Origin of the sequence: Gluconobacter albidus, assembly GCF_002723915.1 — a bacterium.
Lineage (GTDB): Bacteria > Pseudomonadota > Alphaproteobacteria > Acetobacterales > Acetobacteraceae > Gluconobacter > Gluconobacter albidus.
This window is the reverse complement of sequence record NZ_BEWL01000002.1, coordinates 431098-455830: the sequence shown is the minus strand read 5'-3', so window position 1 is coordinate 455830 and position 24733 is coordinate 431098. Positions and strand designations below refer to the sequence as shown.

Genomic DNA, 24733 nt, shown 5'->3' with positions numbered 1-24733 from the left:
GAATTCACAAGACACTTATCAACAGAAAAAATCCCGGTTTTCTGCGGTAAAAATGACTAACCCACGTTATTCATTGCGAATCGCACTCGAAAAAAGGCGGATTTTTCTCAAATTTTCTGCTTTTCTCAGAAGTCCGGCCAGTTGGGAGCCAGATGGCCACCAATCCGCAGCGGGGCGACCTTTCTGGCCAGACCGGTGGCATCATCCGTTTCCACCATGAGCCCACAAACTGTCGCCTCCCCTTCCGCCGGCTGCGGACGGTCACCCGGGGTTTTACGAACCAGTTTGTGAAGGGCGGCGGGTTTTCCCATTCCTATGACGCTATCGTAGTCACCACACATTCCCGCATCTGTCTGATAGGCTGTGCCTGCGGGCAGAATGCGGTGATCTGCGGTGGGAACATGCGTGTGGGTCCCCACCACGACAGAGGCCCTGCCATCAAAATAGGCTCCAAAGCCCATTTTCTCGCTGGTGGCCTCGGCATGAACGTCAATCAGGATGGCATGAACCGTCACCCCGAGACGGTGCCGGGACAGGATTTCGCTGACGACCCGGAAAGGATCGTCCAGCGGGTCCATGAAAATGCGGCCCATCACATTGATGACCAGAGCCCTGCGCCCGCGGCTTATTTCGACGATATGGCTCCCCTGCCCCGGGGTTCCGGCAGGATAATTGGCGGGCCTGACGATATGAGGAGCCTGATTGATATAGCCGATCATGTCACGACGGTCCCAGGCATGGTTGCCCAGCGTAATGACATCGACCCCGGCGCTATGCAGGTTTTTCGCTATATCAGGCGACAGGCCATAGCCGTGTGAAGCATTCTCCCCATTTGCGACCACCAGATCCAGTGAGAGTTTCTGACGCCAATCGGCCAGATTTCGGATAATGGCCTCACGCCCGCTACGCCCGATAATGTCGCCCAGAAACAGCAGTCTCAACAGTCAGTCTTTCATAATGGTTTTGGGAGATCAGCCCTGATAATTCCGCGCTCGGTCACAATCGTTTTTAACGGAACGTCGTAAGGCCCAGTCGGCACGGAATCGACCTGCTGACCGGCAAAACCGAAGCCGATCGCCGGCACATCCAGTGCGGCCAGAGTACGGTCATAGTAACCGCCACCATATCCAAGGCGGTAACCGAAACGGTCGAACGCCAGAAAGGGAACGAGAACGAGATCCGGAACCTCAATTTCCCCTTCGGGGTGCGATGTTCCGAAACGACCAGCGATCATGGGGCAAGCGGGCGTCCAGCGCCTGAAAACCAGAGGAGAGCCCTTGGGCGTGGTTTCAGGTAACAGAACCTGACGTCCTGTTTCCGACACAGCGTGACATAGAGGCCGAAGATCGACTTCTCCGGCAAGAGGCCAGACAGCGGCAATCCGCTGGGCTGGCTGTGCAAGAATTTCCTTCAGGAGAAGGAGGCGCAGCCGCTCTTCATCAGCAGGAGAAAGTGCCAGCCGACACTCCGCCATTTTACAACGCAGTCTTTTTTTAAGAACGTCGATTTCGGAAATCTGTGGAGCCGCCAAAGCCGTTGGTCTTTTCAGCCCTCCTAGACCTGCAAGTGCAGGTGGGCACCGGTTAACGTGACCAGGGCCACGACAGAGCCAGTTCCCGTAGGAATGCTTATCGGCCCGGGGGATGATTTGCCTGACGCACCAGGCAGCTCCATTCCCTATATTAGACTGTCCGGCCCGATGTTCAATGCAAACCTTGAAGAATCAGGAGGCGCGTTCAAGTTCTGCGGCAAGAAGCTCCGCCTGCCCCGCCAGTCGGGCCAGCCGCTCCTGACGCGCGCCCTCACGTTGAAGCAAATGGCCTGCCTGCTGGATCTGCGCCTCGGCCTGAGGCGAAATCTGCCGGTGCTTCAGTTCGAAAATTTCATCGGCCATCAGAAGCGCTGCCATCATGAGCGTCTTGGATTCGCTTGCAGCGCCACCCAGACTCCGGGCCCGCTGGAGCCAGCCTTCGACATGACGGGCCATGTCATACAGATGCGCTTCTTCGCCATCCTGACACCCGACGCTATAGACATAACCATTAAGGCGAATAGACACCTGTCCCATTGGTCAGCCCTCTTTCCTGTTCAGCACGCCCTGAATGCGGGCGCACAGCGCATCAATATTGGCTGCAAATTCCGAAAGATCAGGCGCAGAATGAAGGGCGCGCTCACAGGCTTCCTTTGCCAGCACATGACGCTCGGACGCAGCGGCAATCCGCATCATCGCTTCCTCAAGACGCTCAAGCGTCTTATCGTCCTGCGCAATACCTGTCTCGTTTACCGCCACGTTCTTCCCGTTCCTGCAATCATCATGCCAGTCAAATGCCCGATACAGACCTGCTCCGGCCCGTTGCTCAGGAAAGACCCGATCCCGCTTTGGGGTCAAGGACATCCCTGCCCGTTCACTATCCTGTTTTCGTAATTTCGTCGCGCCACGAGATGGAGCGTGTGGCCCAACTCAAGGGAAAACGGTTTCTTGCTCTTTCCGTCGAAAGTGCAGGCAGCAGTTTTGGCGTTCCCTGGTGGCTGAACGTCGTGAACACCCATGCAGAACTGTCCATTCTGGACTGCGGCGACTCCCCCACGACGGCACGGCAGGCACTGGATCTCGGGGTTGGAGGGGTGATCTGCCGGGTCAATGCGGCACAGTTGCGCACTCTGCAATCCTATGACCGATACCGCGGGCGCCTCCTGACGCTCAGACCGCCTAGCTCCCGCTCCGACAATCTGCGAGAAGATCCCCATGACAGCCTGTGATCTCTACCCCGTTCTGCAAACCGGTTTCGATATGGATGCCGCTTTGGCGGTACTGCACGATATTCTGCCGTTGCCTGAAGTCACCGCCCTGCGGCTGCCTCGTGGCTGGACACCAGAGAAAGCACAGCTTTCAAAACTCGTAGCCCTGCTTCATGCCAATGGGGTCGCCCTGATTCCTGAAGTCGACGTTCCGCTGTCCGGTACATCAGACTCTCTGCTGGGAATCTGCGATGGACTGCATGTCGCCTGTGTCGAGGATCTGGTCACCCTTCGTAAGACCGTCGGGAGCGACATGCCGATCGGCTGTCACTGCGACAACCGTGATGACGCCATGAAAGCTGGCGAATCGGGCGCAGACTATGTCGCGTTTCCAGCGGGCGATCTGGAACTGGTGAAATGGTGGAGTTCCGTCATGGAGCTTCCGGGCGTTACCGAGAACGTCACGACCCCGGCTGACGCGTCCCTAGCGATCGCTGCCGGAGCTGATTTCCTTGCCATCCCCCTTCAGTTTGATGGCAAGGATCAGGAGCGGTTTTCAGCGATGGCCGTGCTTGCGGCCGGTTGAAACCGTTTTGACGGGTATCGGCAGCAGCGTGTCCTGGGTGAAGTAAAGAACGCCATTGGACTGTGGGAAAGACTTACCCCACAGGCGGTTAGTCTCACCAACTGCGTTTTCGAGCAGCAATTCACCGGTATGCGGAGACATTTCTACGCCCAGAAGATCCCCGTACAGGGTCTTCAAACCGATCGCATGCCCATGATTGCGCTGGATCGCCCGGCGCAAAGCGGCTTCGTTCCATTTTCCGTACGCAATCGTATAGCCCAGAATATGGACGAGCTGCCCACGATTGGCCGGTGCAAGCAGCCCACCGGGCCAGCGCGCACTCAGACGTTCCATGGCGGCGTTGGGAATCGCAAAAAGCGTGTACGGCCCCGGACCGCTGATCCAGGGCTCCAGCTTCGCCACCCGGAGCGCCTTGACGTAATCGCTGAGTTCCAGAGAACCCGCGATATTTTCGTCAAGGGGACGGTCCTCGTAGGACATCATCGGAGGAGAATGGTAGGCAACCGGGCTGTTGGGCGTCCCGTCCGCGCTGGGCTGGTAAGCACCATCCGTAGTTCCCGGCATGGTGGAAGCCCGGGCGCTGATCCGGGTCTCGAAACTGTCCTGATAGTTCTTCGTCCAGTCCGTACCCTGCCAGTCAGGATCGCCACAGGCGGAGAGCGTGGCCCCGAGAAGAAGCCCTACGCCGAGTTTCAGCCCCTTCTCCCAGCCCGGAAACCGTCGTGAGGGAAAAACATCGAGTCGCACATCCATGCCTGATCGCACCATCCTGTGAGCGGGAGAGACGACCATAGAGCAGGTCGGGTGATTCAGCACCCGTCCCCGCGCATGGTCCATCCGACGACCCTGCCGCTGACCAGCTCGAATGTCGTCTGACAGCTCGTGTTGTAATAGGTTGACGGAAAACCGCCACCCCATCCACCCATGCCGCCCCAGCCGCCGCCCCAGCCGCCCATGCCACCCCAGCCACCGCCCCAGCCACCGCCCCAGCCGCCCATACCGCCGCCCCAGCCATCCCAACCCCAGCCACCACCGGGAGAATACTGCGTCTGGTTGTCGATATAGGCGAGGAACGTATGGCCCTGCGCATCGTAGTTGCGGGTCGGCACACCAAACTGGCGCAGGACATCCACTTCGGACTTGCCGACCATGGAATCCAGAACCTTGCGCTGCTGAAGAGTCGGGACCTCACAGGCGGAAAGGCCCAGCAGCACCAGAACGGACAGCACGCCAACTTTTTTCATCATCATCTTCCCCGACTGTGCCGCTGCAACGCGGTCATGTTCCTCTTTCGACACGTTCTAGCCCTTCTGACGCAAAAGAAGGATTAAAACTCCTGCAAGTTCCGAAAAGATCAGGCCAACCACAAAATGTCACTGATCCGCGGCGCCCCCGTTGCCAGCATCACCAGCCGGTCAAATCCGAGCGCGATCCCCGAACAGGGCGGCAGATCCGGGAGCGCCGCCAGAAAATTCTCGTCCACCGGCCAGTCCTGATCCGGTGACAGACCGATACGGCGCTTGCGGTCCGTTACAAAACGCTCCCGCTGCTCCACCGGATCCGTCAGCTCCTCGAACGCATTTGCCAGTTCCAGCCCCCCCACATACAGCTCGAACCGCAGGGCGGCGCGCCCATCCATCGGATCCCGGCGCGCAAGAGCGGCCTGTTCAGCCGGCCAGTGCGTCAGGAATGTGGGACGTTCACGGCCGATCACAGGCTCGATACGCTCCAGCAGAAGCCGGAAAAACAGATCCTCCCAGGTCTCCCCGTTGCGCAGACCAACACGCGCCTGCTCTGCAAGGGCTGCAGCATCTCCAGCCGTTCCCAGCAGATCCGCCCCCACATAACGCGCGAAAGCAGCCTGCATCGTCAGACGCTCGAAGGGGAGTGACAGATCAATGATATCCGTGCCCCGATGCACCACAGGCGGCAAAAGGGCGCGCAGGAAAGATTCCGTTTCATCCATCAGGGACGACAGGTCAGCACCCGGACGGTACCATTCCAGCATGGTAAATTCGGGCGCATGCGTGTTGCTCGCCTCACCATTGCGCCAGACGCGCGCGAGCTGGAACACGGCTTTCCCCGTCGCCGCCACGATCCGCTTCATCGCGAATTCCGGACTCGTGTGCAGGAAACGCGCCTCGCGGGAGCCGTCAGGGCGTTCAAGCTCGGTTCTGAAGCACCGTAGATGGACTTCTTCTCCTGGAACGGGAACGGCGCAGGGCGTCTCGACTTCCAGATAGCCCCGTTCTTCAAAGAAGCTCCGAACGGATCTCACCATCTGTGAACGCCGTTCGAGCAGCGGCAGACGCTCGGAGATCCGGGCCGAATCAGCGTCCAATCCAGCGGACAATACGGTCATTGCGTCTATCGCTCCTGTTGCAAAACGGGGACCCACACCGCTAGAGGCATCACATGCACGATATGGTCAAGACAGCCCAACAGCATTCCCCAAAACGCGCCACTCTCCGCACACCGTCGGATCTGATCGACGCAGGGCTGGCGCATGAGACGGACCGTTCAATGCTCGAAGCGGTGGGCGAACGCTTCACGATGGCTATTCCTCCCGCCTTTCAGGACCTGATCACACATCCGGACGACCCTATCGCCAGACAGGTCATTCCCGATGCGCGCGAACTGGTCACGCTGCCGCACGAAGACACGGACCCGATCGGTGACGATGCGCTCTCGCCCGTCCCCGGAATTGTCCACCGCTACGCTGATCGTGCGCTTCTCAAGCCTCTGCTGGTCTGCCCGCTTTACTGCCGCTTCTGCTTCCGCCGCGAACATGTTGGACCCGGCGGTGGCCTTCTGAATGATGCGCAACTTGAAACCGCGCTGGACTGGGTGCGGCAGCATCCCAATATCCGTGAAATCATCCTCACGGGGGGCGATCCGCTCATGCTGGCGCCCCGCCGGCTGAAGCACATCGTGCAGTCCTTGTCCGACATTCCCCATATCGAAACCATCCGCATCCATTCCCGCGTCCCCGTCGCCGACCCGGCCCGCATGACGGCAGAGCTTCTGGATGCGATGGAGACGGACCGCGCCATGTGGCTCGTGGTCCATGCCAACCACGCCAGCGAACTGACACCGGAGGCCACGAAAGCCATCCGCGCCGTCCTGTCGCGCGCCATTCCGGTCCTGTCGCAATCGGTTCTGCTGCGTGGGGTCAACGATACGGTGGAAAGTCTGGAAGCCCTGCTGCGGGCATTCCTGAAAGCGCGGGTCAAACCCTATTACCTGCACCATCTGGATGCAGCAGCCGGAACGGGACATTTCCATGTTCCGGTCGAGGAAGGACAGGCGTTGCTGCGCCAGCTCCGCGGGCGTGTGACCGGCCTTGCCTGGCCAACCTATGTTCTGGATATTCCGGGCGGCCGGGGCAAAGTCCCGATCGGCCCGGAATATCTCAAGCCCGGCTCTCCGGGGACGGTTTCAACACCTGACGGAGAGACGTGCGACTTTACCTGAGACGGAAAAAGAGCCTACTTCGCGCCAAACATATGCGTGGCGTGTGTAATCGCACCGCCCGCGCGGATCGCCGCGGCCACGAGCGCGATTTCGGAAAGCTGGGCGTCCGTCGCCCCGGCTTCGCGCGCCGCCTTCACGTGGAGTTCAATACAGTACGGACACTGGGTCGTCAGGGCGACAGCCACGGCGGCAAGCTGCTTGGTGAGGGCGCTGACCGTCCCTTCCTCGAAAGCCGCGCGGTCGAACTGCCAGAAAGCGTCCATGCCCTTGGAGGCATTGGCTTCGAGATGGGAAATGCGCGAGAGGTTCTTCATATCGTACATGCGTCTTCTCCTTGCGTTTCGCCCTGACCCTCAGGACGCACACACAGTCTGACATGACCTGCCCAGTGCGCGCTCCCAAGCCCCTCTTCCTTCACACTTTCCTGAAGTCCCCACAGCCCACGTATCCCTTGTGCCTTGCTTAGAGCCCCCGTGCGGCGCTAGAAGCCCACAAGACGTGACAGAAAATCCCTATCCAAGGGTCATCAGGACACAAGCATGAAACAGCAAGCCAACCTTATCCGGGCCGGCCAGGTCATCGAGCACGACGGTCGCCGCTGGACGGTTCTCAAGCAGCAGATCATCACCCCGGGCAAGGGTGGCGCCTTCATTCAGGTCGAAATGCGCGATCTCAAGACGGGCAACAAGACCAACGAACGCTGGAGAACGGCTGATTCCGTCGAGCGTCTGATGACGGAAGACAAGGACTACACCTACTCCTACATGGATGGTGACAATGTCGTCCTGATGGACCCGGAAACGTTCGAACAGCTGATTCTCGCCAAGGACATCTTCGGGGACCAGTTCGCGTTCCTTCAGGACAACATGCCGCTGAACGTCAAGCTGGTCGAAGGCGACCCGGTGGGCGTGGAACTGCCCCCGCATGTGACGCTGGAAATCACGGAAGCCGACCCTGTGGTCAAGGGCCAGACGGCCAGCTCGTCCTACAAGCCTGCCGTGCTGTCCAATGGCGTCAAGACGCTTGTTCCGCCGTTCATCGAAGCCGGTGAGCGCATTGTTGTCCGCACGGAAGACGCCTCCTACGTCGAACGCGCGAAGGACTGATCCATCATGCGTCTCTCCCCGCACATGGCCGTCATGCAGGGCGCCGCGCAGAAGGCCTCGCGCCGTCTGCTCCGTGACTTTGCAGAGGTCGAACAGCTTCAGGTCAGCATCAAGGGTCCGGGAGATTTCGTCTCTCAGGCCGACCTGCGTGCCGAAACCATCCTCCGCGAGGAACTGAGCCGTGCGCGGCCGGGCTATGCCTTCCTGATGGAAGAAAGCGGCGCTTCGGGCGGGGACAACTGGACCTGGCGCTGGGTTGTCGATCCGCTGGACGGCACGACGAACTTCCTGCACGGCATTCCGCACTGGGCCATTTCCATCGGCCTTCAGCGCAGACTGCAGGACGGCTCGGTCGAACTGGCCGCCGCGGTTGTCTACAACCCGGCGGCCAACGAAATGTTCTGGGCCGAAAAAGGCGTGGGCGCGTTCCTCAACGAGCGCCGCCTCCGCGTCTCCGGCCGCCGCAATATGCTGGAAGCCGTTTTCGCAACGGGCATTCCCTTTGCGAAGGTTCCGGGCAGCAGCCGTCTGCCGTTCGCTCGCGTTCTCGGCGCGCTGATGCCGCAGGTCGCGGGGATTCGCCGCTTCGGCGCCGCCGCTCTCGATCTCGCATGGGTCGCCGCAGGCCGTTACGAAGGGTACTGGGAATTCGGCATCAAGCCGTGGGACTGCGCAGCAGGCCTGCTTCTGGTGCGTGAAGCCGGTGGCTACGCGACCGATCCGGACGGCAACGAACTCCACGATCTGCCGGACGACGTGAATGTCGTTGCGGGCAACACAAACCTGCACGGCACTCTGCGCGCGCTCGTGCATGAAGCCCTGAACCGGAACTGACTGACCGGAGCTGACGAAACTGTCCTCACGCCCCATTGCGGGAGTCGTGAGGCGTCGTCTAGGATCGGCCTGACATGCACAGGCCGATCCTCTCCTCCCTTTCTCTGGCGGCCTTTCTGGCCTGCCTTTCGCTGCCCGCCGCACAGGCACAGGTCACCAGCAATCTGGATGATCTGCCTCAGGCTAAACCAGCCCCTTCCGCGAAAAAACCGGTCCCTGCGCCGCGCACGGCCCACACCCCGGCGGCCCATGACGGCACAAAACCGGCTGCCCAGAAACCTGCCGTAGCCTCCACGCCTGCCCCGGCGGCCACTCCAGCCAGATCCGCTCCCGCGCATGAAACGGTTCCAGGCGTTCCTCCCGCTCCGCCGCCGCCCGTCGTGCTGCCCCCCCCGTTCGTTCCGGTCCAGCTTCACCCGCCCGTTCCTCCTGCGGACGTGACAGCTGTCGCCGATGCCGCAAGCCGTACGGAATCGCTGCCTGACGGTGGATTGCGGGTTCTGTTTCCATCCGGAAGCGAAGCGCTGAACGCCGACAGCCTTAAAACGCTTCAGGCCTATGGAGCCGAACTCTCCCATCACCCAGAAGAGCGGGTGGTGCTGATCGCTCATGCCACACTGCCAGGCGATGACGTCTCCATGCCGCGCCGCATCGCGCTGGCCCACGCACTCGCCGTGCGCTCGATCTTTATTCACGCAGGTGTCGCTACCACCCGTCTCTATCCCCGCGCGCTGGGACGTCCGGACGCCGGAGACAGCGCGCCTGCCGACCGGCTGGATGTTGTCATCGAGACAAATCCCGCAGACCCCTCACCTTCCGCAAACGGCCTGCCGAAATAACATCAGGAAAGACACGCCGTGACACGTCCTACGACCTATCTGCTCCGAATGGCCGTTTTCCTTGTCGCGGTCGGCCTTCTGGCCGCGACAATGGGCACAACCCTGCTTCAGGCCTTCAGTGCGAACCCGAAGCTCGATGCCATCATCCTTGGTGTGCTCCTCCTGGGCATCCTGTGGAACCTGCATGTCGTCCAGCGCCTCATGCCGGAAGTGCACTGGGTTGAACTCCTGCGCCAACCCCGCGCCGGTCTGGCCGCACCCAAGGCGCCGCGCCTGCTCGCCCCCATGGCCAGCATGCTGGCGGCCCGCAACCGCACGGACCGCCTGACGCTTTCCACCCAGACGACGCAGGCCATGCTCGACAGCCTGTCTTCGCGGCTGGATGAAAGCCGGGAAATCTCCCGCTACATGACGCAGCTCCTGATTTTTCTGGGTCTGCTGGGCACGTTCTACGGACTTCTGCTGACGGTCAGCTCGATTGCCGGTGTTATCGGCAACATGTCCGCGGGCGGTGGGGACATGGATGTCATGTTCAACCAGCTCAAGACCGGACTGGCCGGCCCGCTGGCGGGCATGTCCACGGCGTTTTCGGGCTCGATGTTCGGTCTCGCCGGCGCACTGGTCCTCGGCTTTCTGGATCTGACCGCCGGACAAGCCCAGACCCGCTTCTTCAACGAACTGGAAGAATGGCTGGCTGGCGTGACGCGCGTGAGCGGCAGCACGTCGATCGACAGCGATGGCGCACCTGTTCCCGCCTATGTTCAGGCCCTGCTCGAACAGACCGCCGAAAATCTGGAAACACTCCAGAACGCCGTCTCCCGCAGCGAGGAAAACCGCGTCCGCGAACTGCACATGCTCGACAGCCTTCAGGAGCGCCTGCGCGGCATGACGGATCTGCTCGCCGCCAACCAGACGCTCATGACCCGCACCGCCGAAACCCAGACCGCCCTTCTGCGCCATATGGGCGATGACGGTCCCGGCTCTCAGGGCACGGCGCTCCTACGGATCGAGACGCATCTCAGCCGCCTGATCCAGGAACTGCATGAAGGCCGTGCGCAGACGATCGGAGAGCTTCGAAACGATCTCCGCGTTCTGGCCCGCACGATTGCGGCGGCCTCCGGCAGCACGACGCCCTCCCCCGGCAGGCAGGACTGATCCATGGCCCGGCGCAGACGCGGATCCCACAACGCCCTTGATGCCTGGCCCGGCTATGTGGACGCCCTGTCCACCCTGCTGATGGTCGTCACCTTCGTCCTGCTGGTGTTTGTCGTGGGGCAGCAGTTCCTTTCGGTCTCGCTGTCACGACGCGAACACACGCTCGACGCCCTGCAAAAGCAGCTGGCCGAGCTGTCGCACATGCTGTCGATGACGGAAGACAAGAACAAAAGCCTGTCCTCCACCGTTGCCACGCTGTCTGACGAAAAGCAGCACAATCAGGTCCAGCTCCAGACCCTTTCGACCCAGATCGCCGCCTTGACGGGTCAGCTACAATCGAAAGATCAGGCCCTGGCCTCGGCAGACGACACGAGCAAACAGCAGAACAGTAAGATCTCGGACCTTCAGGCGCAGGTTGAAGAACTGACCCGCCAGCTTCAGGCGATCAGCAACGCCCTCGACATTGAAAAGAAGAACGAGCAGGGCAAGGACGCCCAGATCGCTGATCTTGGCAACAAGCTCAATCTGGCGCTGGCCGACAAGGTCAACCAGCTCAAACGCTACCGATCGGAGTTCTTCGGACGTCTGCGGGACCTGCTCAAAGACCAGAAAGGCGTGAATGTCGTGGGAGACCGCTTCGTCTTCCAGTCGGAAATCCTGTTCCCGCAGGGCAGCGCCGATCTGACACCTGAAGGCCGCAAGGAAATCACAACCCTCGCCCATACCTTCAAGCAGGTCGCCTCGACGATCCCGACGGATCTTCCCTGGATCCTGCGCGTGGACGGCCATGCCGACCGCCAGCCGATCCACAGCGCCTTTCCCAGCAACTGGGAACTGTCGTCCGAACGCGCGATTACGGTGGTCAAACTGCTGATTGCCGAGGGCGTGGACCCGCGCCATCTGGCCGCGACAGGCTTTGCCGACTACCAGCCTCTGGACGCTGCCAGTACGCCGGCAGCCTATGCCAGAAACCGCAGGATCGAGTTCCGTCTGACGGACCGCTGATCCCACTCCCGCCTGCCTTTTCACAAAGGCAGGCTTTTGCGCAGATCTACTGACATTTCTGCGATAATCCCTTATGTAGCAGCCATGACCGATACCCCGCTCTCCCTTATCCGCAATTTCTCGATCATCGCCCACATTGATCACGGCAAATCGACGCTGGCCGATCGCCTGATCCAGGCCTGTGGTGCCCTGACCGCGCGCGAGATGAAAAATCAGGTCCTCGATTCGATGGAACTCGAGCAGGAGCGCGGGATTACCATCAAGGCGCAGACGGTACGCCTGACCTATCCGGCCAAAGACGGCCAGACCTATACGCTGAACCTGATGGACACGCCGGGCCATGTCGACTTCGCTTATGAAGTCAGCCGTTCGCTCGCTGCCTGTGAAGGCTCGCTTCTGGTCGTGGACGCCTCGCAGGGTGTGGAAGCCCAGACGCTGGCCAACGTCTATCAGGCGCTCGACGCCAATCACGAGATCGTCCCGGTCCTGAACAAGATCGACCTTCCGGCTGCCGAGCCTGAGCGCGTCCGCGCCCAGATCGAGGACGTGGTTGGCATTCCGGCCGATGATGCCGTCGAAATCAGCGCCAAGACCGGTATCAATATCGAAGGTGTGCTCGAAGCCCTCGTGCAGCGCCTCCCTGCTCCCACAGGCGACGCCGAAGCCCCGCTTCAGGCCCTGCTGGTCGATAGCTGGTACGATGCCTATCTGGGCGTCATCATTCTTGTCCGCATCAAGGATGGCCGCCTCAAGCGCGGTGACCGCATCCGTATGATGCAGACCGGCGCAACCTATCATGTCGATCAGGTCGGCGTCTTTCTGCCCAAGATGCAGTCGGTCGAGAGCCTCGGCCCGGGCGAGATGGGTTATATCAATGCCGCCATCAAGACCGTTGCAGACTGCAATGTTGGTGACACCGTCACGCTCGACAAGCGCCCCGCCCCCAAGGCTCTACCGGGCTTCAAGCCGTCTATTCCTGTGGTGTGGTGTGGCCTCTTCCCGATCGACGCCGACGATTTCGAAAAGCTGCGTGACAGCCTCGGCAAGCTGCGCCTGAACGACGCCTCCTTCCACTTCGAGGCTGAGACGTCGGCGGCTCTGGGCTTTGGTTTCCGCTGCGGATTCCTCGGACTGCTGCATCTGGAAATCATCCAGGAACGCCTGTCTCGCGAATTCAATCTGGACCTGATCGCGACCGCCCCGTCCGTGGTCTACAAAATGCACATGACGGACGGCACGTCCGAGGATCTGCATAACCCGGCCGACATGCCGGAGCTGAGCAAGATCGAAACCATCGAGGAGCCCTGGATCAAGGCGACCATCATGGTTCAGGACGAGTATCTCGGCCCGGTCCTGACGCTGTGTTCCGAACGCCGTGGCGTCCAGATGGATCTGACCTATGTCGGCAACCGCGCCATGGCCGTCTATCGCCTGCCACTGAACGAAGTGGTGTTCGATTTCTACGATCGCCTGAAATCCATCAGCCGGGGTTACGCCTCTTTCGATTATCAGATGGACGGCTACGAAGAGAGCGACCTGGTCCGCATCTCCATCCTCGTAAACCACGAGCCTGTCGATGCCCTGTCCTTCATCTCGCACCGCACCGTCGCCGAACAGCGCGGTCGTTCGATCTGCGGCAAGCTCAAGGATCTGATCCCCAAGCAGCTCTTCAAGATCGCCATTCAGGCGGCCATCGGCTCCAAGGTCATCGCCCGTGAAACAATCGGCGCCCTGTCCAAGGACGTGACGGCCAAATGTTATGGCGGCGACATTTCCCGCAAGCGCAAACTTCTGGACAAGCAGAAGGAAGGCAAAAAGCGCATGCGGCAGTTCGGGAAGGTCGAAATTCCGCAGAGCGCCTTCCTTGCCGCCCTGAAAATGGACTGATCCCAGCCCGATGTCGAAAAGCGCCGCCATCCTGTTCGTTCACAACGAGGTTGATACGATCGGATGGTGGCTGGCCCACCATGCCACCATCGGTTTTTCGACCCTGATTGTCTGCGACGACCATTCGACCGACGGAACCGCTGCCGTCCTCTCAAACGCAGCCACGCTCTACGACATCCGGGTCCAGTCCGCCGATACGACTCTCCCCACACAACTGGAGCGTCAGACCCGCTTCCATGAAAATGCTCTCGAACAGGGCCGGGACGAGTTCGACTGGATGATGATCCTGGCGGCGGATGAGTACCTGCATTTCGAGACCGCCCGATCCGTCACCGAATTCACGGCGGGTGCGACCGAAACAGCAATAGCGATAAACTGGTGTCTGTTCGGCTCTTCCGGACACTTGACTCCTTCGGCCTTCTCACCCGTCGAAACCTTCACCCGTCACGGACTGCTCAACCTGCCGGATCACCGTGTTGTGCGGCATCTTGTCCAGCCCCGTCATCATGGCAGCAGCCTGCCCGATCCCTTCTCGGCAATGGACAGACAGGCGACCTGGGACAAAAGCCGGGTCCTTCATTTTGCCGCGGGCGACCGGGAAAGTTTCTTCAGGCGCAACCCGAGTGCAATGCCTGAACAGGCATGGAAAAATTTCGATCGCAACGATGCCGACTATGGGGGTGCAAGGCGCTGGCTTCCCGAAAGCCGGCGAATTTCCTCTTTCATGACACAGGCGTCACTGACCGATCTATACTGGCGCCTCAAAGCTGCCATGATCCATGCAGACAAGCCCGTGCTGCAAAAGCTTGGCCTGACCCCGGCACAACTCTCCGCTCCCTCGCCCCGACGCTCCCCTCCGCAATTCCGCTTCTGCACACTCGGGCAGTCGCCACGACTGATGCTGGATACGCAGAACGGCTCTCCGGTCTCCGTCGAAGCATCCGACACAAATTTCGGGCGTTACAACCCGCTCGTCATGGCTCTTGAAGTGTCGGACACAGATCTCTGGCACGCATGCCTTTTCACAGAAAACCCCCTGCCCGACCGCTATCTCTGCTTGCCGGGTTCGCCGACGCTTCTGCCCATGGTGCCACTGCGCATCCGGATCGCGGAGAACACGGTTCAGTCGCCCGTGAGCGGTGACGACATCCACATCACCATCCCCGATCATGCCCTGACGGAAATCGATTCTACGATCGGCCTCTACAGCCGCATGACACCCTTCATGGTCCTGACGGCGGAAGGCCATAACCTTGCGGGGCTCCTGCGCGGGATCGACAGACTTCCCGCACCGGATGCCAGCGCCCTGGGCTGTGCGATTGCAATGTTGCCGTTTGAAGAGGCCGAGCGCCTGTCCGACACTTTTCCGGGTGTTGTTCCAAGAAACGTGCGACCGGCCCGACCGCTTCAGGCCTGAGAACCGGCGCTGTTGCGGAACAGGTCAAACGTCAGAACTGCTCCTGCCGTAACAGCATCACACCGTACCACGTCACTCTCGTTCAGAGAGCGCTCCAGATACGCCAGAAACTCCGGCCATTCCCCTTTCTGATGAAAGGCCGACAGATACGCCCGAGGCAAGCCCTCAGCCACACGAGCCGAAAGCACCCTGCCGCCAAGGCGCGATCCCTCCAGAACATACAGAATGCCCAGCGCCAGGCCGTCATGCTCGGGAAAGATGTCCTGACGCGCTGCAGGAACTCCAAGCCCCATCTGCCGCAGATCATCCTTCAGCAGTTCCGAGCGTGAACGCCATGAGGGCAGCGCGCTCGCGTGCTTCGCAAGATAAGTCTCGGCCGTCAGAAGCGCGCCTGCATGAGCCGTCAGAAACGCACTGTAGGATGCTCGATCCGCAAGATCGAAACGCGAAAAAGCCTCATCTACGGCTTCATGCGCCTTTCGGCTGACACGTCGCAGTTCCGCAAGGCCTGAGCTCTTTTGCCCGCCAATGCGTTCAACCGTGTCCATTCGTCCTGATCTTCCTATCCTTTGTGAAACCGTTTCCGGTTCTGTCCGTAATTAGAGTGACTTGCAACAACCAGATCCCTTCCGACACACCACAAATTCCGGAGAAAACCCCGTTGAGCAGCACCCCGCCCCGGACGCCTTCCCCTTCTGACAAACCTCTCGCCGGGCGGGAAAAGCGACATCGGCTCCTGAAAACCGCTGGCGGTATGATCGGAGCGCTGGCGGCCGCCCTCATCATCCTGATCCTGGTATGGCAATGGGACTGGTTCGTTCCCTACATTGACCGCAAGGCCACAGCAGCCCTGCACCGCCCCGTCAGCATCGCGCATCTGCACGTTCATCTTGGCTTCAAACCAACAATTACGGTCGATGATCTGAAAATCGGCCAGCCCGAGGGCTTCGGAAAAGAAAAAGACGACTTTGCCTCTGCTCGCGCCATCACGGTCAAAGTCGATGCCTGGCGTTACCTGACAGGTGGCGGTCTTTTCGTGCCACTGATCCGTGTCGATGCACCTAAAGGCGACATCGTCTCACTGGCTGATGGCACGAACAATTATACATTCCCCTCAGCGTCCGACACATCCTCCCAGACAGCGTCATCCTCAACAGCCCTGCCCAAACTCGGCAAGATCGAGATCAATGACGGCAATATCCGTGTGGCGATGGCAAAGCTGAAGACGGACATGCACGTCCTCATCCATACCGTTCCGCCAAAAGACGGCGATGACGGGCATATCGTGATTGATCTCGAAGGCCGGTACGCCCGCGCGCCCATCACAGGTCATATCGTCGGAGGCGCCCTTCTGGACATTACGGACACCACGCATCCCTATCCGATCGACGGACGCCTCGCCAACGGACCGACCTACATCACGCTGCGCGGCACGGTTGACGATCCGATCCACTTTCGCGGCACCAATCTTGCGCTGCATTTTGCAGGTCCGGACATGGCGCTCCTCTACCCGCTGACGGGCGTGCCCATTCCACAAACCCCGGCCTATAGCGTCACTGGCAATCTCGCCTATTCCGACCGCGCGATCCGTTTCCAGAAATTCGAAGGCCATATGGGCTCTTCGGATATTGGCGGAGACATCAACGTCAATCCGCATCAGAAACCGATCTTCGTGGACGCAGCACTGCACTCCCATTCCGTGGATCTGGCGGACCTGGGCGGCTTCATCGGCGCGCAGCCCGGTGCAGCGAAAAAAGCCGAACCGGCCAGCACACGCGTACTGCCTGACAAGACAATCAATGTCCCGAAACTCAACGCCGCCAACGTCCGTCTGACGTATCACGGCGAGCATATCCGTAACAAAAACTGGCCTCTGGACAACATTGATACCGAACTCGACATCCACGATGGCGCCATTGACCTCAAACACCTGACCTTCGCCACCGGGACAGGAACCATTTCCGCGAACGCTACGCTTGAGCCGACCAAAAACGAGCAGTTCCATACCCGCTTTCGTCTGGAGGTCTCCCGCCTGCCACTTTCACGGATCATGACATCCAAGGACATGTTCCAGGGCGAAGGCACCATTGGCGGGCATGTCACCCTGACATCCACCGGCAATTCGGTCGCAAGCCTGGTTGAAAACGGTAACGGCGGCACAACACTGGTGCTGAACCGCGGGGGTGACGTGACGGCCCTTCTTCCCGATCTGCTGGGACTCAAGCTCGGCTCGGCCATCCTGTCTGCGCTTGGAATTCCGGATCGCTCGAAGCTGGAATGCCTCGTAGCCGACCTGCCCCTCAAGAACGGCATCGTCCATACCGATGCGATGCTCCTGCAAACCGGCACCACCCGGACAAGCGGCACCGGAACCGTCAATTTCCACAAAGACACGTTGGATTACGCCGTGACCACCCGTTCGATCGGGCCACAGATCCTGTCCCTACCCGGCGCGGTCCATATTTTCGGCCCGATCAACAGCCCCACAATTCTGCCCGGTGCGGAACTGATCGGCCGCGTCGCGGCCTCCGTCGGGCTTGGGATCGTCTTCCCGCCCGCGGCCCTTATCCCGACCATCCAGCTTGGTGTCGGCAAGGGCTCGGCCTGCGAAAAAGCCATTCTGGAAGCCAACGAACACCCCGCCGCCGGAATTGCACCTGGCGCCACCACAGGCTCAGGCCCCAGCAGCATCCCGCATCCGAACCATCCCGAAGCTGAAAAGCGCACAAAAGCCTCACATCACCGCCTGAGTCCGGCAGAAGTCAGCAAGGCATGGGAGAAAAAATCGAATCCGAAATGAAAAGATACGCTCCAGCCCATGGCAGGGACAGCTTTTTTGACTATAGCTTGGCCCAGCCATCCCCTGCCCCCGGAGTGTCCGCTTGCTGCTATCCAGACTCGACCGCTGGTTCCATATTACGGCCCGCGGTTCAACGATCCCGCGTGAGGTCATTGCCGGACTGACGGTCTTCGGGGCCATGGCCTATATCGTGGCCGTCAACCCGGCTATCCTCTCGGCAGCGGGTCTGGATCGCCATGACATGGTCATGACCACAATCGCAGGCGCCGTCGCCGGAACGCTGCTTATGGCGCTCTGGGCCAGACTGCCCATCGCCCTTGCCCCCGCCATGAGCAGCAACGTTCTATTCGCGCAGGTCGTGGTGCAGCAGGCCCATGTCAGCCCGCGCACAGCCTTTACGGTCGTCCTGTTCAGCGGACTGTGCTTCACTGCCCTCTCTCTCAGCCAGATCCGCCAGCGCATCATCCGTGGCTTTCCGCCCTCGATCGTCCTCGGGATCCAGATCGCACTCGGCGCCTTCATTGCCCGGATCGGCCTGATCACGGGGGGCATCGCAGTTCCTTCGCCCGAAGGTCTGACATTCGGATCCCTGAGCAGCCCGTCCGTCCTCCTCAGCATGGCGGGTGTCGTTCTGAGCGCCATTCTCGTGGTCCTGCGCGTCCCGGCCGGATTGCTCCTCGCCATCCTCGCCATCACCATCGCCGGACTTTTCATCCACACACCCTCAGGCCCCATCACGCATCTGCCGGCTCACCTGCTGGACTGGCCTCATTACCCGACCAACCTGTTCCTGCCCTTCGATTTCCACGAATATTTTTCCCATCTCGGACTTCTCGTCCCCATCACGCTCTACTTCCTGCTGAGCGATTTCTTCGACGCGACCGCAACCATGATGAGCGTCGCCCACCGCGCAGGCCTGGACGGAACGGTCGAAAAACCCGCTCTCGACCATCGCGCTTTCGGCTCCGATGGAGCGGCCAGCATCATCGGCGCCTCGCTCGGAACCTGCACGGTCTCTGCTTATGTCGAGAGCCTGGCTGGCGTCGAAGCCGGTGGCCGGACAGGCCTGAGCGCACTCGTCGTCGCCGTCCTGTTTGCCCTGTCTTCCGTTTTCTGGCCGCTCATCACCGCCATTCCCGCGATCGCCACAGCTCCCGTGCTCATTCTCGTGGGCCTGAACATGCTCGGCAGCCTCAGCCGTGTTGCTGAAACACCCGCAGAAGCCATCCCGCCCCTGACGATGCTGCTCATCGCAGGCGTGACCGGCAATTTCATGCTGAGCCTGTCCTGCGGCCTGTTGATCTATACCGCACTCGCCATCGCAACCCGCCAGTTGCACCGTCTGACACCAATCGTCCTCGGTCTGGACGCCGCCTTCGTCTTTTACATGGTTCTTCAGGCGCACATGGGAGCATGAAGACTTTTTAAAGCGCGGTTTTAATTCTTTTTTCATGGCTTCAGGGCAGGCTGTCCCGCATGACTTCCTGCCCTCCCAGTCCGCGCCACGTCTTCATCGCCACGCCCTGCTTCGGCGGCACCATCACGCTGGATTACATGCAGTCCCTCATCGGCTGCATGGCCACAGCACCAGCTCATAATCTGCAACTCACCCTGTCCACGATCGGGAGTGACGCCCTCATCACGCGGGCCAGAAACACGCTCCTGCATCAGTTCGTGACCATGACCGATGCCACCCATCTTCTTTTCATCGACAGCGACATCGGCTTTTCCATCACCGACATTCTCGCTCTTCTGGATGCGGACCGCCCTCTGATCGGAGGGGCCTACCCCCTGAAATCCCATTACTGGGACCACGATACGGACCGTTTCATGGCCGCTGGCGAAGAGTCCAGAACAGCCAGCCTGCGCTATGTCGGAGACTGCGCCACCCTGCACGATGACAGCGCACCGGGCGAAATCGCGAACGTCTCCTATATCGGCACAGGCTTCATGCTCATGACCCGCCAGATGGTGCTCGACATGATCGCCCACTATCCCGAGACCCGATACAGCCGCATCGACGCGAAGTCCGAAGGCCAGACTTCGCAAGCTCCGTCGTCAGACGCCTATGCCCTGTTCGACTGCCTGATCGACCCGGAAACCCGGACCTATCTTTCCGAAGATTTCGCCTTCTGCCGTCGCTGGATCACAATCGGAGGGCGCGTCTCCCTCCACCGTGGCCTGTCACTGACACATACGGGTAGCACGACGTTCAAAGGCGACCTGTCTGCGCGAACGTTGCCACTTTCTACATCCCGAACCTGAAACGGCCTGCTTTCCGGCGTCATCTGCCACTATTCCGTCATATTAAACCGGTTTAAACAGTCATGCGGTGTCGGGAGCGTGATGCATACATTCCCCGACACCGCTCCCTCTCCCTTCAGACCAGAACCGCCTGACGGAAAAACGGGATATTGGCCACAGGGTCAGCTGCCCCGGCGGCCGTGTTGTAATACTGCTTGTGAAAACGGCTCAGAACCGCCGGATCGCTGGACGACGGCAGTGAGACCGGCGTCCGGTAATACCGGATGCGGGCCATTGCCGATGCATATCTCAAATTGGAGACAAGCTGCGCGCTTCGTGGCAGATCCTGCGAAAGCATCCCCTCCAGAATCCGCTCGAACCTCCTGCCCGCCGGATAACACAGAAAGTTGACCCAGCAGTCGTCATGCGTCGCTGGCTCCATCTGCCACAAACCCAGAGCCGGACCGCCACCGATCTGCCGGACATATGTTCCCCGACTTTCCGCAAGGGCCGTGCCCGTCACCAGATTGACCGCAACATCCCCATCCAGCCCGAGCGCCGCCAGTGCGGGAGCGACCACGAGATGCTTGAGCTGGCCTGCATCAATTCCACTCATGGCATCTCCTCACTTTGTGGTCAGGGACAGGGCAACATGCACCATGCCCGTCCCCAGAATGGATGTGGCCAGCGTGATGATCCCCGTAATGACCGCCCGCCCCCCGATCAGCCGGTCCAGCTTCCCGTTGACCACACGATTCCCCTCATCAACCTTCGTCTCCAGCAGTTTCATTTGATCCCGCAGCGACGAGATTTCCTGCCGCATCTAGGTGCGCAGTTCCTCATATCGATCCGAAAGCCCCCCCGCGATCGTCTCCAGTCGCAGAACCCGATCCTCGAGCATCCGCAGCGTATAGGCGCGTCTCTCATTTCCATCAGCCAGACTAACTGCCTGGCCTTCCCCGTCCGACATGCCGTTCCCCCAATAAAAAAAGCGCTCCCCGAGAGGAACGCTTTTGTGGCATTAAGCCATTAATATAGAAACAAACGCCTGATTTATCAACGAAAACCTGAAACCCTCAGACAAGCGCACCAAAAGCCGACTTGGCCCCCTCCAAAGATGGGCGCATAGTCGTGCCCCATGACTGTTCCTCCGACAGAAACACTTCTCGATCTGCGTGGTCTGGCTTGCCCCATGCCCGTCCTCAAAGCCAATCGTGCCCTCCGCGACATGGCCCCGGGCGCGAAGCTGCGCGTCCTCGCCACGGATCGCGCTTCAGTGGCGGATTTTCAGTCCTACTGCCGCGAAACCGGCCATGCGCTCATTGCGTTCACAGAAGCCGCAGGCATGCTTTCCTTCGTAATCCGGCGACGTGCAGAAACGTCACCGTCCTGAGGAAACTCCAGCGTTCCCGTGGTCGGGGCTGGCAAAAACTGTCTTCTGCCTGTAATCCCCTCGCTACCTTGTTCCAAAGTGTGCCTTGAGGCTTTTCATGCCCGAACCCATTGATGCCCCCATGGATGCCCTGTCTTTTGAGGATGCCCTGTCCGAACTGGAGAGGATCGTCCGTGGCCTTGAAGGCGGCCAGATGAAGCTCGAGGACGCTATTTCCGCCTATGAACGCGGTGCTGCCCTGCGCAGACATTGCGACGCGAAGCTGGGAGAGGCCGAGATGCGTGTGCGTGCCATCGTGCAGAACGATGACGGCACGACAGGCACGGAGCCTCTTGCCGATACCGGAGAATCCGGCCGATGAATGTCTCTACCCCGTCTGTTTCCCTGAAAGACGCGCTCGCCCGCGCCTGTGCCGAAATCGAAAACACGATCGACGCTCTGCTGCCCATGGTTCCGGGGGACGAGTCCGTCCTTCTGGACGCCATGCGTTATGCCGCCCTTGGCGGCGGCAAGCGTCTGCGCGGTTTTCTGGCCGTCGAAGTCGCGACACTGTTTGGCGCAGACCGCGAGGCTGCCCTGCGTGTTGCCGCGTCGGTCGAACTGCTGCACGCCTATTCGCTGGTCCATGACGACCTGCCCTCCATGGATGATGACGACCTGCGACGCGGGCAGCCATCCACGCACAAGCAGTTCGACGAAGCCATCGCGATTCTGGCAGGCGACGCCCTGCAGACCCGTGCTTTCGAAATTCTTGTCGAACCCGAAACCAGCCCCAATCCGGCCGTCCGCGCCAATCTGGCCCTTGCCCTTGCGCAGGCCTCCGGGTCGGCAGGCATGGTTGGTGGTCAGGTCATCGACATCCGTGGCGAAGGCCGCGCCCTGCCCCTGGATCAGGTACGCCGTCTGCACGCCTTAAAAACCGGCGCCCTCATCCGCTATGCGGCTGAATCCGGCGCCATTCTGGCCGATGTGGACGACGAACGCCGCGCCGCCATCGTCGCTTATGGCCGCGATCTGGGCACGGCGTTTCAGGTTGCCGATGACGTTCTGGATTCCACAGCCACAGCCGAGGAACTCGGCAAAACCGCGGGCAAGGACGAAGCCAGCGGCAAATCAACCTATGTCTCCCTGCTTGGCATCGACGGTGCCCGAGCCGAGGCCCGTCGCCTGAGCGACCGGGCCCGGGAGGCACTTTCATCTTTCGGTGCACAGGCCGACGCCCTCAGGGCACTGGCAGATTATGTCGTCGAGCGCAGGAACTGATCCCATGAGCAAGAAGTCCTCCACGATTCCCACCTATGGCCGCTATCCCGAACTGGATCGCGTCCGCTTCCCTGCCGACATGCGGAACCTGTCCGTCGACCAGCTCAAGCAGCTTGCCGACGAACTGCGCTCGGAAACCGTTGACGCCGTCTCCACCACGGGTGGCCATCTCGGCGCCTCTCTCGGCGTGGTCGAACTGACCGTTGCCCTGCACGCCGTCTTCAACACACCCGATGACCGCATCATCTGGGACGTCGGTCATCAGGCTTACCCGCACAAGATCCTGACCGGCCGCCGCGACCGGATCCGCACCCTGCGTCAGCCCGAGGGGCTGTCCGGCTTCACCCGCCGCGCGGAAAGCGAATACGACCCGTTCGGCGCAGCGCATTCCTCGACGTCGATCTCGGCTGGCCTCGGCATGGCCGTTGCGCACCATCTGCGCGCGGAAGAAGACCCGAGCTACCACGAGCGCAACGTGATTGCCGTGATCGGAGATGGCTCGATTTCGGCTGGCATGGCCTATGAAGCCATGAACAACGCCGCAGTCGCAGGCCCTGGCGCGAACCGTCTGATCGTGGTGCTGAACGACAACGAAATGTCGATCGCCCCGCCGGTCGGCTCGATGTCGGACTACCTGTCGCGTCTGATGTCCTCGCGCCAGTTTTTCAGCCTGCGCGATCTCGCCGGCAAGGTCGCCAAGCGCCTTCCGGGCAAGATCGAGCGCACCGCCAAGCGCGCCGAAGAATATGCCCGCGGCCTGATCACCGGCGGCACGCTGTTTGAAGAACTCGGCTTCTACTACGTTGGCCCGGTCAACGGCCACGACATGAGCCAGCTCGTGCCGATCCTGCGTAACCTGCGCGATGCCGACGATCAGGGTCCGATCCTGCTGCACATCATCACCGAGAAGGGCCGCGGCTACAAACCCGCCGAAGCCGCCGGTGACAAGTATCACGCCGTCAGCAAGTTCAACGTTGTCACGGGCGAGCAGAAGAAGGCTCCAGCCGGTCCCCCGAGCTACACGTCCATCTTCAGCCGCGAACTGATGCGCCGCGCCAAGACCGACGACAAGCTGGTTACGATCACCGCCGCCATGCCGTCCGGCACGGGTCTGAGCGCATTCGCAAAGGCCTATCCGGACCGCTTCTTTGACGTCGGGATTGCCGAACAGCACGCCGTCACCTTCGCCGCTGGTATTGCATCTGAAGGTCTGCGCCCGTTCTGCGCGATCTATTCGACCTTCCTGCAGCGCGCCTACGATCAGGTCGTGCATGACGTCGCGCTCCAGAACCTTCCGGTCCGTTTCGCCATCGACCGCGCCGGTCTGGTCGGTGCCGATGGCGCCACCCATGCCGGTTCGTTCGATCTCAACTACCTGTGCTGCCTTCCGAACATGGTCGTGATGGCGCCGTGCGACGAAATCGAACTGCTGCACGCTACGGCTACGGCCTGCGAATATGACGCCGGACCGATCGCCTTCCGCTACCCGCGTGGCAACGGCATCGGCCTTGATCTGCCTGAAAAGGGCGAAGTTCTGGAAATCGGCAAGGGCCGCATCGTCCGCGAAGCCCGTCGCGCGCCGAACGCCCGCGGTGGCGTCGCCATCCTGTCGCTTGGCCCCCGTATCCACGAATCCCTGCGCGCCGCCGACCAGCTGGCCGCACAGGGCGTTCCGGTCACAGTTGCGGATGCCCGCTTCGCCAAGCCAATCGACAAGGCTCTGGTCGAAGATCTGGCCAACCAGCACGAAGTCTTCATCACGCTTGAAGAAGGTGCCATTGGCGGCTTCAGCAGCCTCGTCGTTCAGCACCTTGCCGAGACCGGCCTGCTGGACAAGGTCAAGTTCCGGCCGCTCGCCCTGCCGGATCGTTACATCGACCACAACACGCAGGACGCCCAGTACGAGGAAGCCGGCCTGACCGCGCCGAACATCGTGCATGTCGCCGCCGCTGCCCTGGGCGTAGACGTCGCCCAGCAGTCCGCCTGAGCGA

At 60.8% G+C, this 24733-nt stretch carries 29 protein-coding genes and 1 other RNA gene; 17 read left to right on the top strand and 13 right to left on the bottom strand.

Going from position 1 to position 24733, the window contains the following annotated elements:
* Positions 1-125: 125 nt before the first annotated feature.
* The 5 genes from GAL01_RS05115 to GAL01_RS05095 form a co-directional block, all read right to left on the bottom strand.
* Positions 126-941: a TIGR00282 family metallophosphoesterase gene (locus GAL01_RS05115; protein WP_062027031.1), complete on the bottom strand. Its 816-nt coding sequence runs from the start codon at positions 939-941 to the stop codon at positions 126-128.
* Positions 942-952: 11 nt separating this feature from the next.
* The gene (locus GAL01_RS05110; protein ID WP_062027029.1) at positions 953-1531 is read right to left on the bottom strand and encodes a 5-formyltetrahydrofolate cyclo-ligase; all 579 of its coding nucleotides are present in this window, start codon (positions 1529-1531) and stop codon (positions 953-955) included.
* A non-coding RNA gene (gene ssrS / locus GAL01_RS05105) (6S RNA) lies at positions 1518-1674 on the bottom strand. Before ssrS ends, GAL01_RS05110 begins: the two co-directional genes overlap by 14 nt.
* A gap of 49 nt (positions 1675-1723) precedes the next feature.
* A complete protein-coding gene (locus GAL01_RS05100; protein WP_062027026.1) occupies positions 1724-2068 on the bottom strand; it encodes a cell division protein ZapA in 345 nt (114 codons plus the stop codon).
* Positions 2069-2071: 3 nt separating this feature from the next.
* Positions 2072-2290 (bottom strand): hypothetical protein, encoded by a 219-nt coding sequence (locus GAL01_RS05095; protein WP_062105642.1) that lies wholly within the window; start codon positions 2288-2290, stop codon positions 2072-2074.
* A gap of 35 nt (positions 2291-2325) precedes the next feature.
* Between GAL01_RS05095 and GAL01_RS05090 the strand changes: the two genes are divergently transcribed.
* Together GAL01_RS05090 and GAL01_RS05085 are read left to right on the top strand one after the other, a co-directional pair.
* Positions 2326-2760 carry a hypothetical protein gene (locus GAL01_RS05090; protein ID WP_145995604.1) on the top strand — a complete coding sequence of 145 codons (435 nt, stop codon included), beginning with the start codon at positions 2326-2328 and terminating at the stop codon, positions 2758-2760.
* Entirely contained in the window at positions 2747-3325 is a 579-nt protein-coding gene (locus tag GAL01_RS05085; RefSeq protein ID WP_062027021.1) for a thiamine phosphate synthase, read from the top strand. Before GAL01_RS05090 ends, GAL01_RS05085 begins: the two co-directional genes overlap by 14 nt.
* On the opposite strand, the gene GAL01_RS05080 is transcribed toward GAL01_RS05085, so the two are convergent.
* The 3 genes from GAL01_RS05080 to epmA form a co-directional block, all read right to left on the bottom strand.
* Positions 3296-4078, bottom strand: a complete 783-nt coding sequence (locus GAL01_RS05080) for a fasciclin domain-containing protein (RefSeq protein WP_062027019.1) — start codon at positions 4076-4078, stop codon at positions 3296-3298. The genes GAL01_RS05085 and GAL01_RS05080 overlap by 30 nt on opposite strands.
* Before the next feature lie 56 nt (positions 4079-4134).
* Positions 4135-4572, bottom strand: a complete 438-nt coding sequence (locus tag GAL01_RS05075; protein WP_176579578.1) for a hypothetical protein — start codon at positions 4570-4572, stop codon at positions 4135-4137.
* A gap of 107 nt (positions 4573-4679) precedes the next feature.
* The gene (epmA, locus tag GAL01_RS05070; protein WP_062032930.1) at positions 4680-5687 is read right to left on the bottom strand and encodes an EF-P lysine aminoacylase EpmA; all 1008 of its coding nucleotides are present in this window, start codon (positions 5685-5687) and stop codon (positions 4680-4682) included.
* A 53-nt stretch (positions 5688-5740) separates the two neighbouring features.
* Between epmA and GAL01_RS05065 the strand changes: the two genes are divergently transcribed.
* Complete coding sequence (locus GAL01_RS05065) at positions 5741-6799, top strand: lysine-2,3-aminomutase-like protein (RefSeq protein WP_062032935.1); 1059 nt, start codon at positions 5741-5743, stop codon at positions 6797-6799.
* A 14-nt stretch (positions 6800-6813) separates the two neighbouring features.
* On the opposite strand, the gene GAL01_RS05060 is transcribed toward GAL01_RS05065, so the two are convergent.
* Positions 6814-7122: a carboxymuconolactone decarboxylase family protein gene (locus GAL01_RS05060; RefSeq protein ID WP_062032940.1), complete on the bottom strand. Its 309-nt coding sequence runs from the start codon at positions 7120-7122 to the stop codon at positions 6814-6816.
* Between the two features lie 216 nt (positions 7123-7338).
* Between GAL01_RS05060 and efp the strand changes: the two genes are divergently transcribed.
* The 7 genes from efp (at position 7339) to GAL01_RS05025 (ending at position 15042) form a co-directional block, all read left to right on the top strand.
* Complete coding sequence (gene efp, locus GAL01_RS05055; protein ID WP_062032946.1) at positions 7339-7905, top strand: elongation factor P; 567 nt, start codon at positions 7339-7341, stop codon at positions 7903-7905.
* Between the two features lie 6 nt (positions 7906-7911).
* On the top strand, positions 7912-8739 hold the full coding sequence (locus tag GAL01_RS05050; protein WP_062032950.1) for an inositol monophosphatase family protein: 828 nt from the start codon (positions 7912-7914) through the stop codon (positions 8737-8739).
* Positions 8740-8813: 74 nt separating this feature from the next.
* Positions 8814-9578, top strand: a complete 765-nt coding sequence (locus GAL01_RS05045) for an OmpA family protein (RefSeq protein WP_174694442.1) — start codon at positions 8814-8816, stop codon at positions 9576-9578.
* Positions 9579-9596: 18 nt separating this feature from the next.
* The gene (locus tag GAL01_RS05040) at positions 9597-10733 is read left to right on the top strand and encodes a hypothetical protein (RefSeq protein WP_062032955.1); all 1137 of its coding nucleotides are present in this window, start codon (positions 9597-9599) and stop codon (positions 10731-10733) included.
* Between the two features lie 3 nt (positions 10734-10736).
* On the top strand, positions 10737-11738 hold the full coding sequence (locus tag GAL01_RS05035) for a peptidoglycan -binding protein (protein WP_062032960.1): 1002 nt from the start codon (positions 10737-10739) through the stop codon (positions 11736-11738).
* 84 nt (positions 11739-11822) lie between these two features.
* A complete protein-coding gene (lepA, locus tag GAL01_RS05030) occupies positions 11823-13625 on the top strand; it encodes a translation elongation factor 4 (RefSeq protein WP_062032966.1) in 1803 nt (600 codons plus the stop codon).
* A gap of 10 nt (positions 13626-13635) precedes the next feature.
* Complete coding sequence (locus GAL01_RS05025) at positions 13636-15042, top strand: glycosyltransferase family 2 protein (RefSeq protein ID WP_062032971.1); 1407 nt, start codon at positions 13636-13638, stop codon at positions 15040-15042.
* Here GAL01_RS05025 and GAL01_RS05020 read toward each other — a convergent pair.
* Positions 15033-15590: a biliverdin-producing heme oxygenase gene (locus tag GAL01_RS05020; RefSeq protein ID WP_062032975.1), complete on the bottom strand. Its 558-nt coding sequence runs from the start codon at positions 15588-15590 to the stop codon at positions 15033-15035. The two genes, GAL01_RS05025 and GAL01_RS05020, sit on opposite strands and share 10 nt — an antisense overlap.
* A gap of 206 nt (positions 15591-15796) precedes the next feature.
* Between GAL01_RS05020 and GAL01_RS05015 the strand changes: the two genes are divergently transcribed.
* The 3 genes from GAL01_RS05015 (at position 15797) to GAL01_RS05005 (ending at position 20107) form a co-directional block, all read left to right on the top strand.
* Complete coding sequence (locus GAL01_RS05015; protein WP_082790809.1) at positions 15797-17842, top strand: AsmA family protein; 2046 nt, start codon at positions 15797-15799, stop codon at positions 17840-17842.
* Positions 17843-17927: 85 nt separating this feature from the next.
* Entirely contained in the window at positions 17928-19259 is a 1332-nt protein-coding gene (locus tag GAL01_RS05010; RefSeq protein WP_062033282.1) for an NCS2 family permease, read from the top strand.
* A 59-nt stretch (positions 19260-19318) separates the two neighbouring features.
* Positions 19319-20107, top strand: coding sequence for a hypothetical protein (locus GAL01_RS05005; RefSeq protein ID WP_062032983.1), 789 nt, complete (start codon positions 19319-19321; stop codon positions 20105-20107).
* Between the two features lie 115 nt (positions 20108-20222).
* On the opposite strand, the gene GAL01_RS05000 is transcribed toward GAL01_RS05005, so the two are convergent.
* Genes GAL01_RS05000 through GAL01_RS15950 form a run of 3 tightly spaced genes read right to left on the bottom strand, consistent with a single transcriptional unit; the run spans position 20223 to position 21056 of the window.
* A complete protein-coding gene (locus GAL01_RS05000) occupies positions 20223-20702 on the bottom strand; it encodes a hypothetical protein (RefSeq protein ID WP_062032987.1) in 480 nt (159 codons plus the stop codon).
* A 9-nt stretch (positions 20703-20711) separates the two neighbouring features.
* Entirely contained in the window at positions 20712-20909 is a 198-nt protein-coding gene (locus tag GAL01_RS15955) for a hypothetical protein (RefSeq protein WP_231865428.1), read from the bottom strand.
* Positions 20910-21056, bottom strand: coding sequence for a hypothetical protein (locus GAL01_RS15950; RefSeq protein WP_231865429.1), 147 nt, complete (start codon positions 21054-21056; stop codon positions 20910-20912).
* A gap of 168 nt (positions 21057-21224) precedes the next feature.
* On the opposite strand from GAL01_RS15950, the gene GAL01_RS04990 reads away from it, so the two are divergent.
* From GAL01_RS04990 to dxs, 4 genes are all read left to right on the top strand, one after another.
* On the top strand, positions 21225-21479 hold the full coding sequence (locus GAL01_RS04990; RefSeq protein ID WP_062032992.1) for a sulfurtransferase TusA family protein: 255 nt from the start codon (positions 21225-21227) through the stop codon (positions 21477-21479).
* Positions 21480-21576: 97 nt separating this feature from the next.
* Entirely contained in the window at positions 21577-21840 is a 264-nt protein-coding gene (locus tag GAL01_RS04985) for an exodeoxyribonuclease VII small subunit (protein ID WP_062032996.1), read from the top strand.
* Positions 21837-22742, top strand: coding sequence for a polyprenyl synthetase family protein (locus GAL01_RS04980; protein ID WP_062032999.1), 906 nt, complete (start codon positions 21837-21839; stop codon positions 22740-22742). The genes GAL01_RS04985 and GAL01_RS04980 overlap by 4 nt, the downstream gene beginning before the upstream one ends.
* 4 nt (positions 22743-22746) lie before the next feature.
* Positions 22747-24729: a 1-deoxy-D-xylulose-5-phosphate synthase gene (dxs, locus tag GAL01_RS04975; RefSeq protein ID WP_062033003.1), complete on the top strand. Its 1983-nt coding sequence runs from the start codon at positions 22747-22749 to the stop codon at positions 24727-24729.
* The last annotated feature ends 4 nt before the right edge of the window (positions 24730-24733 follow it).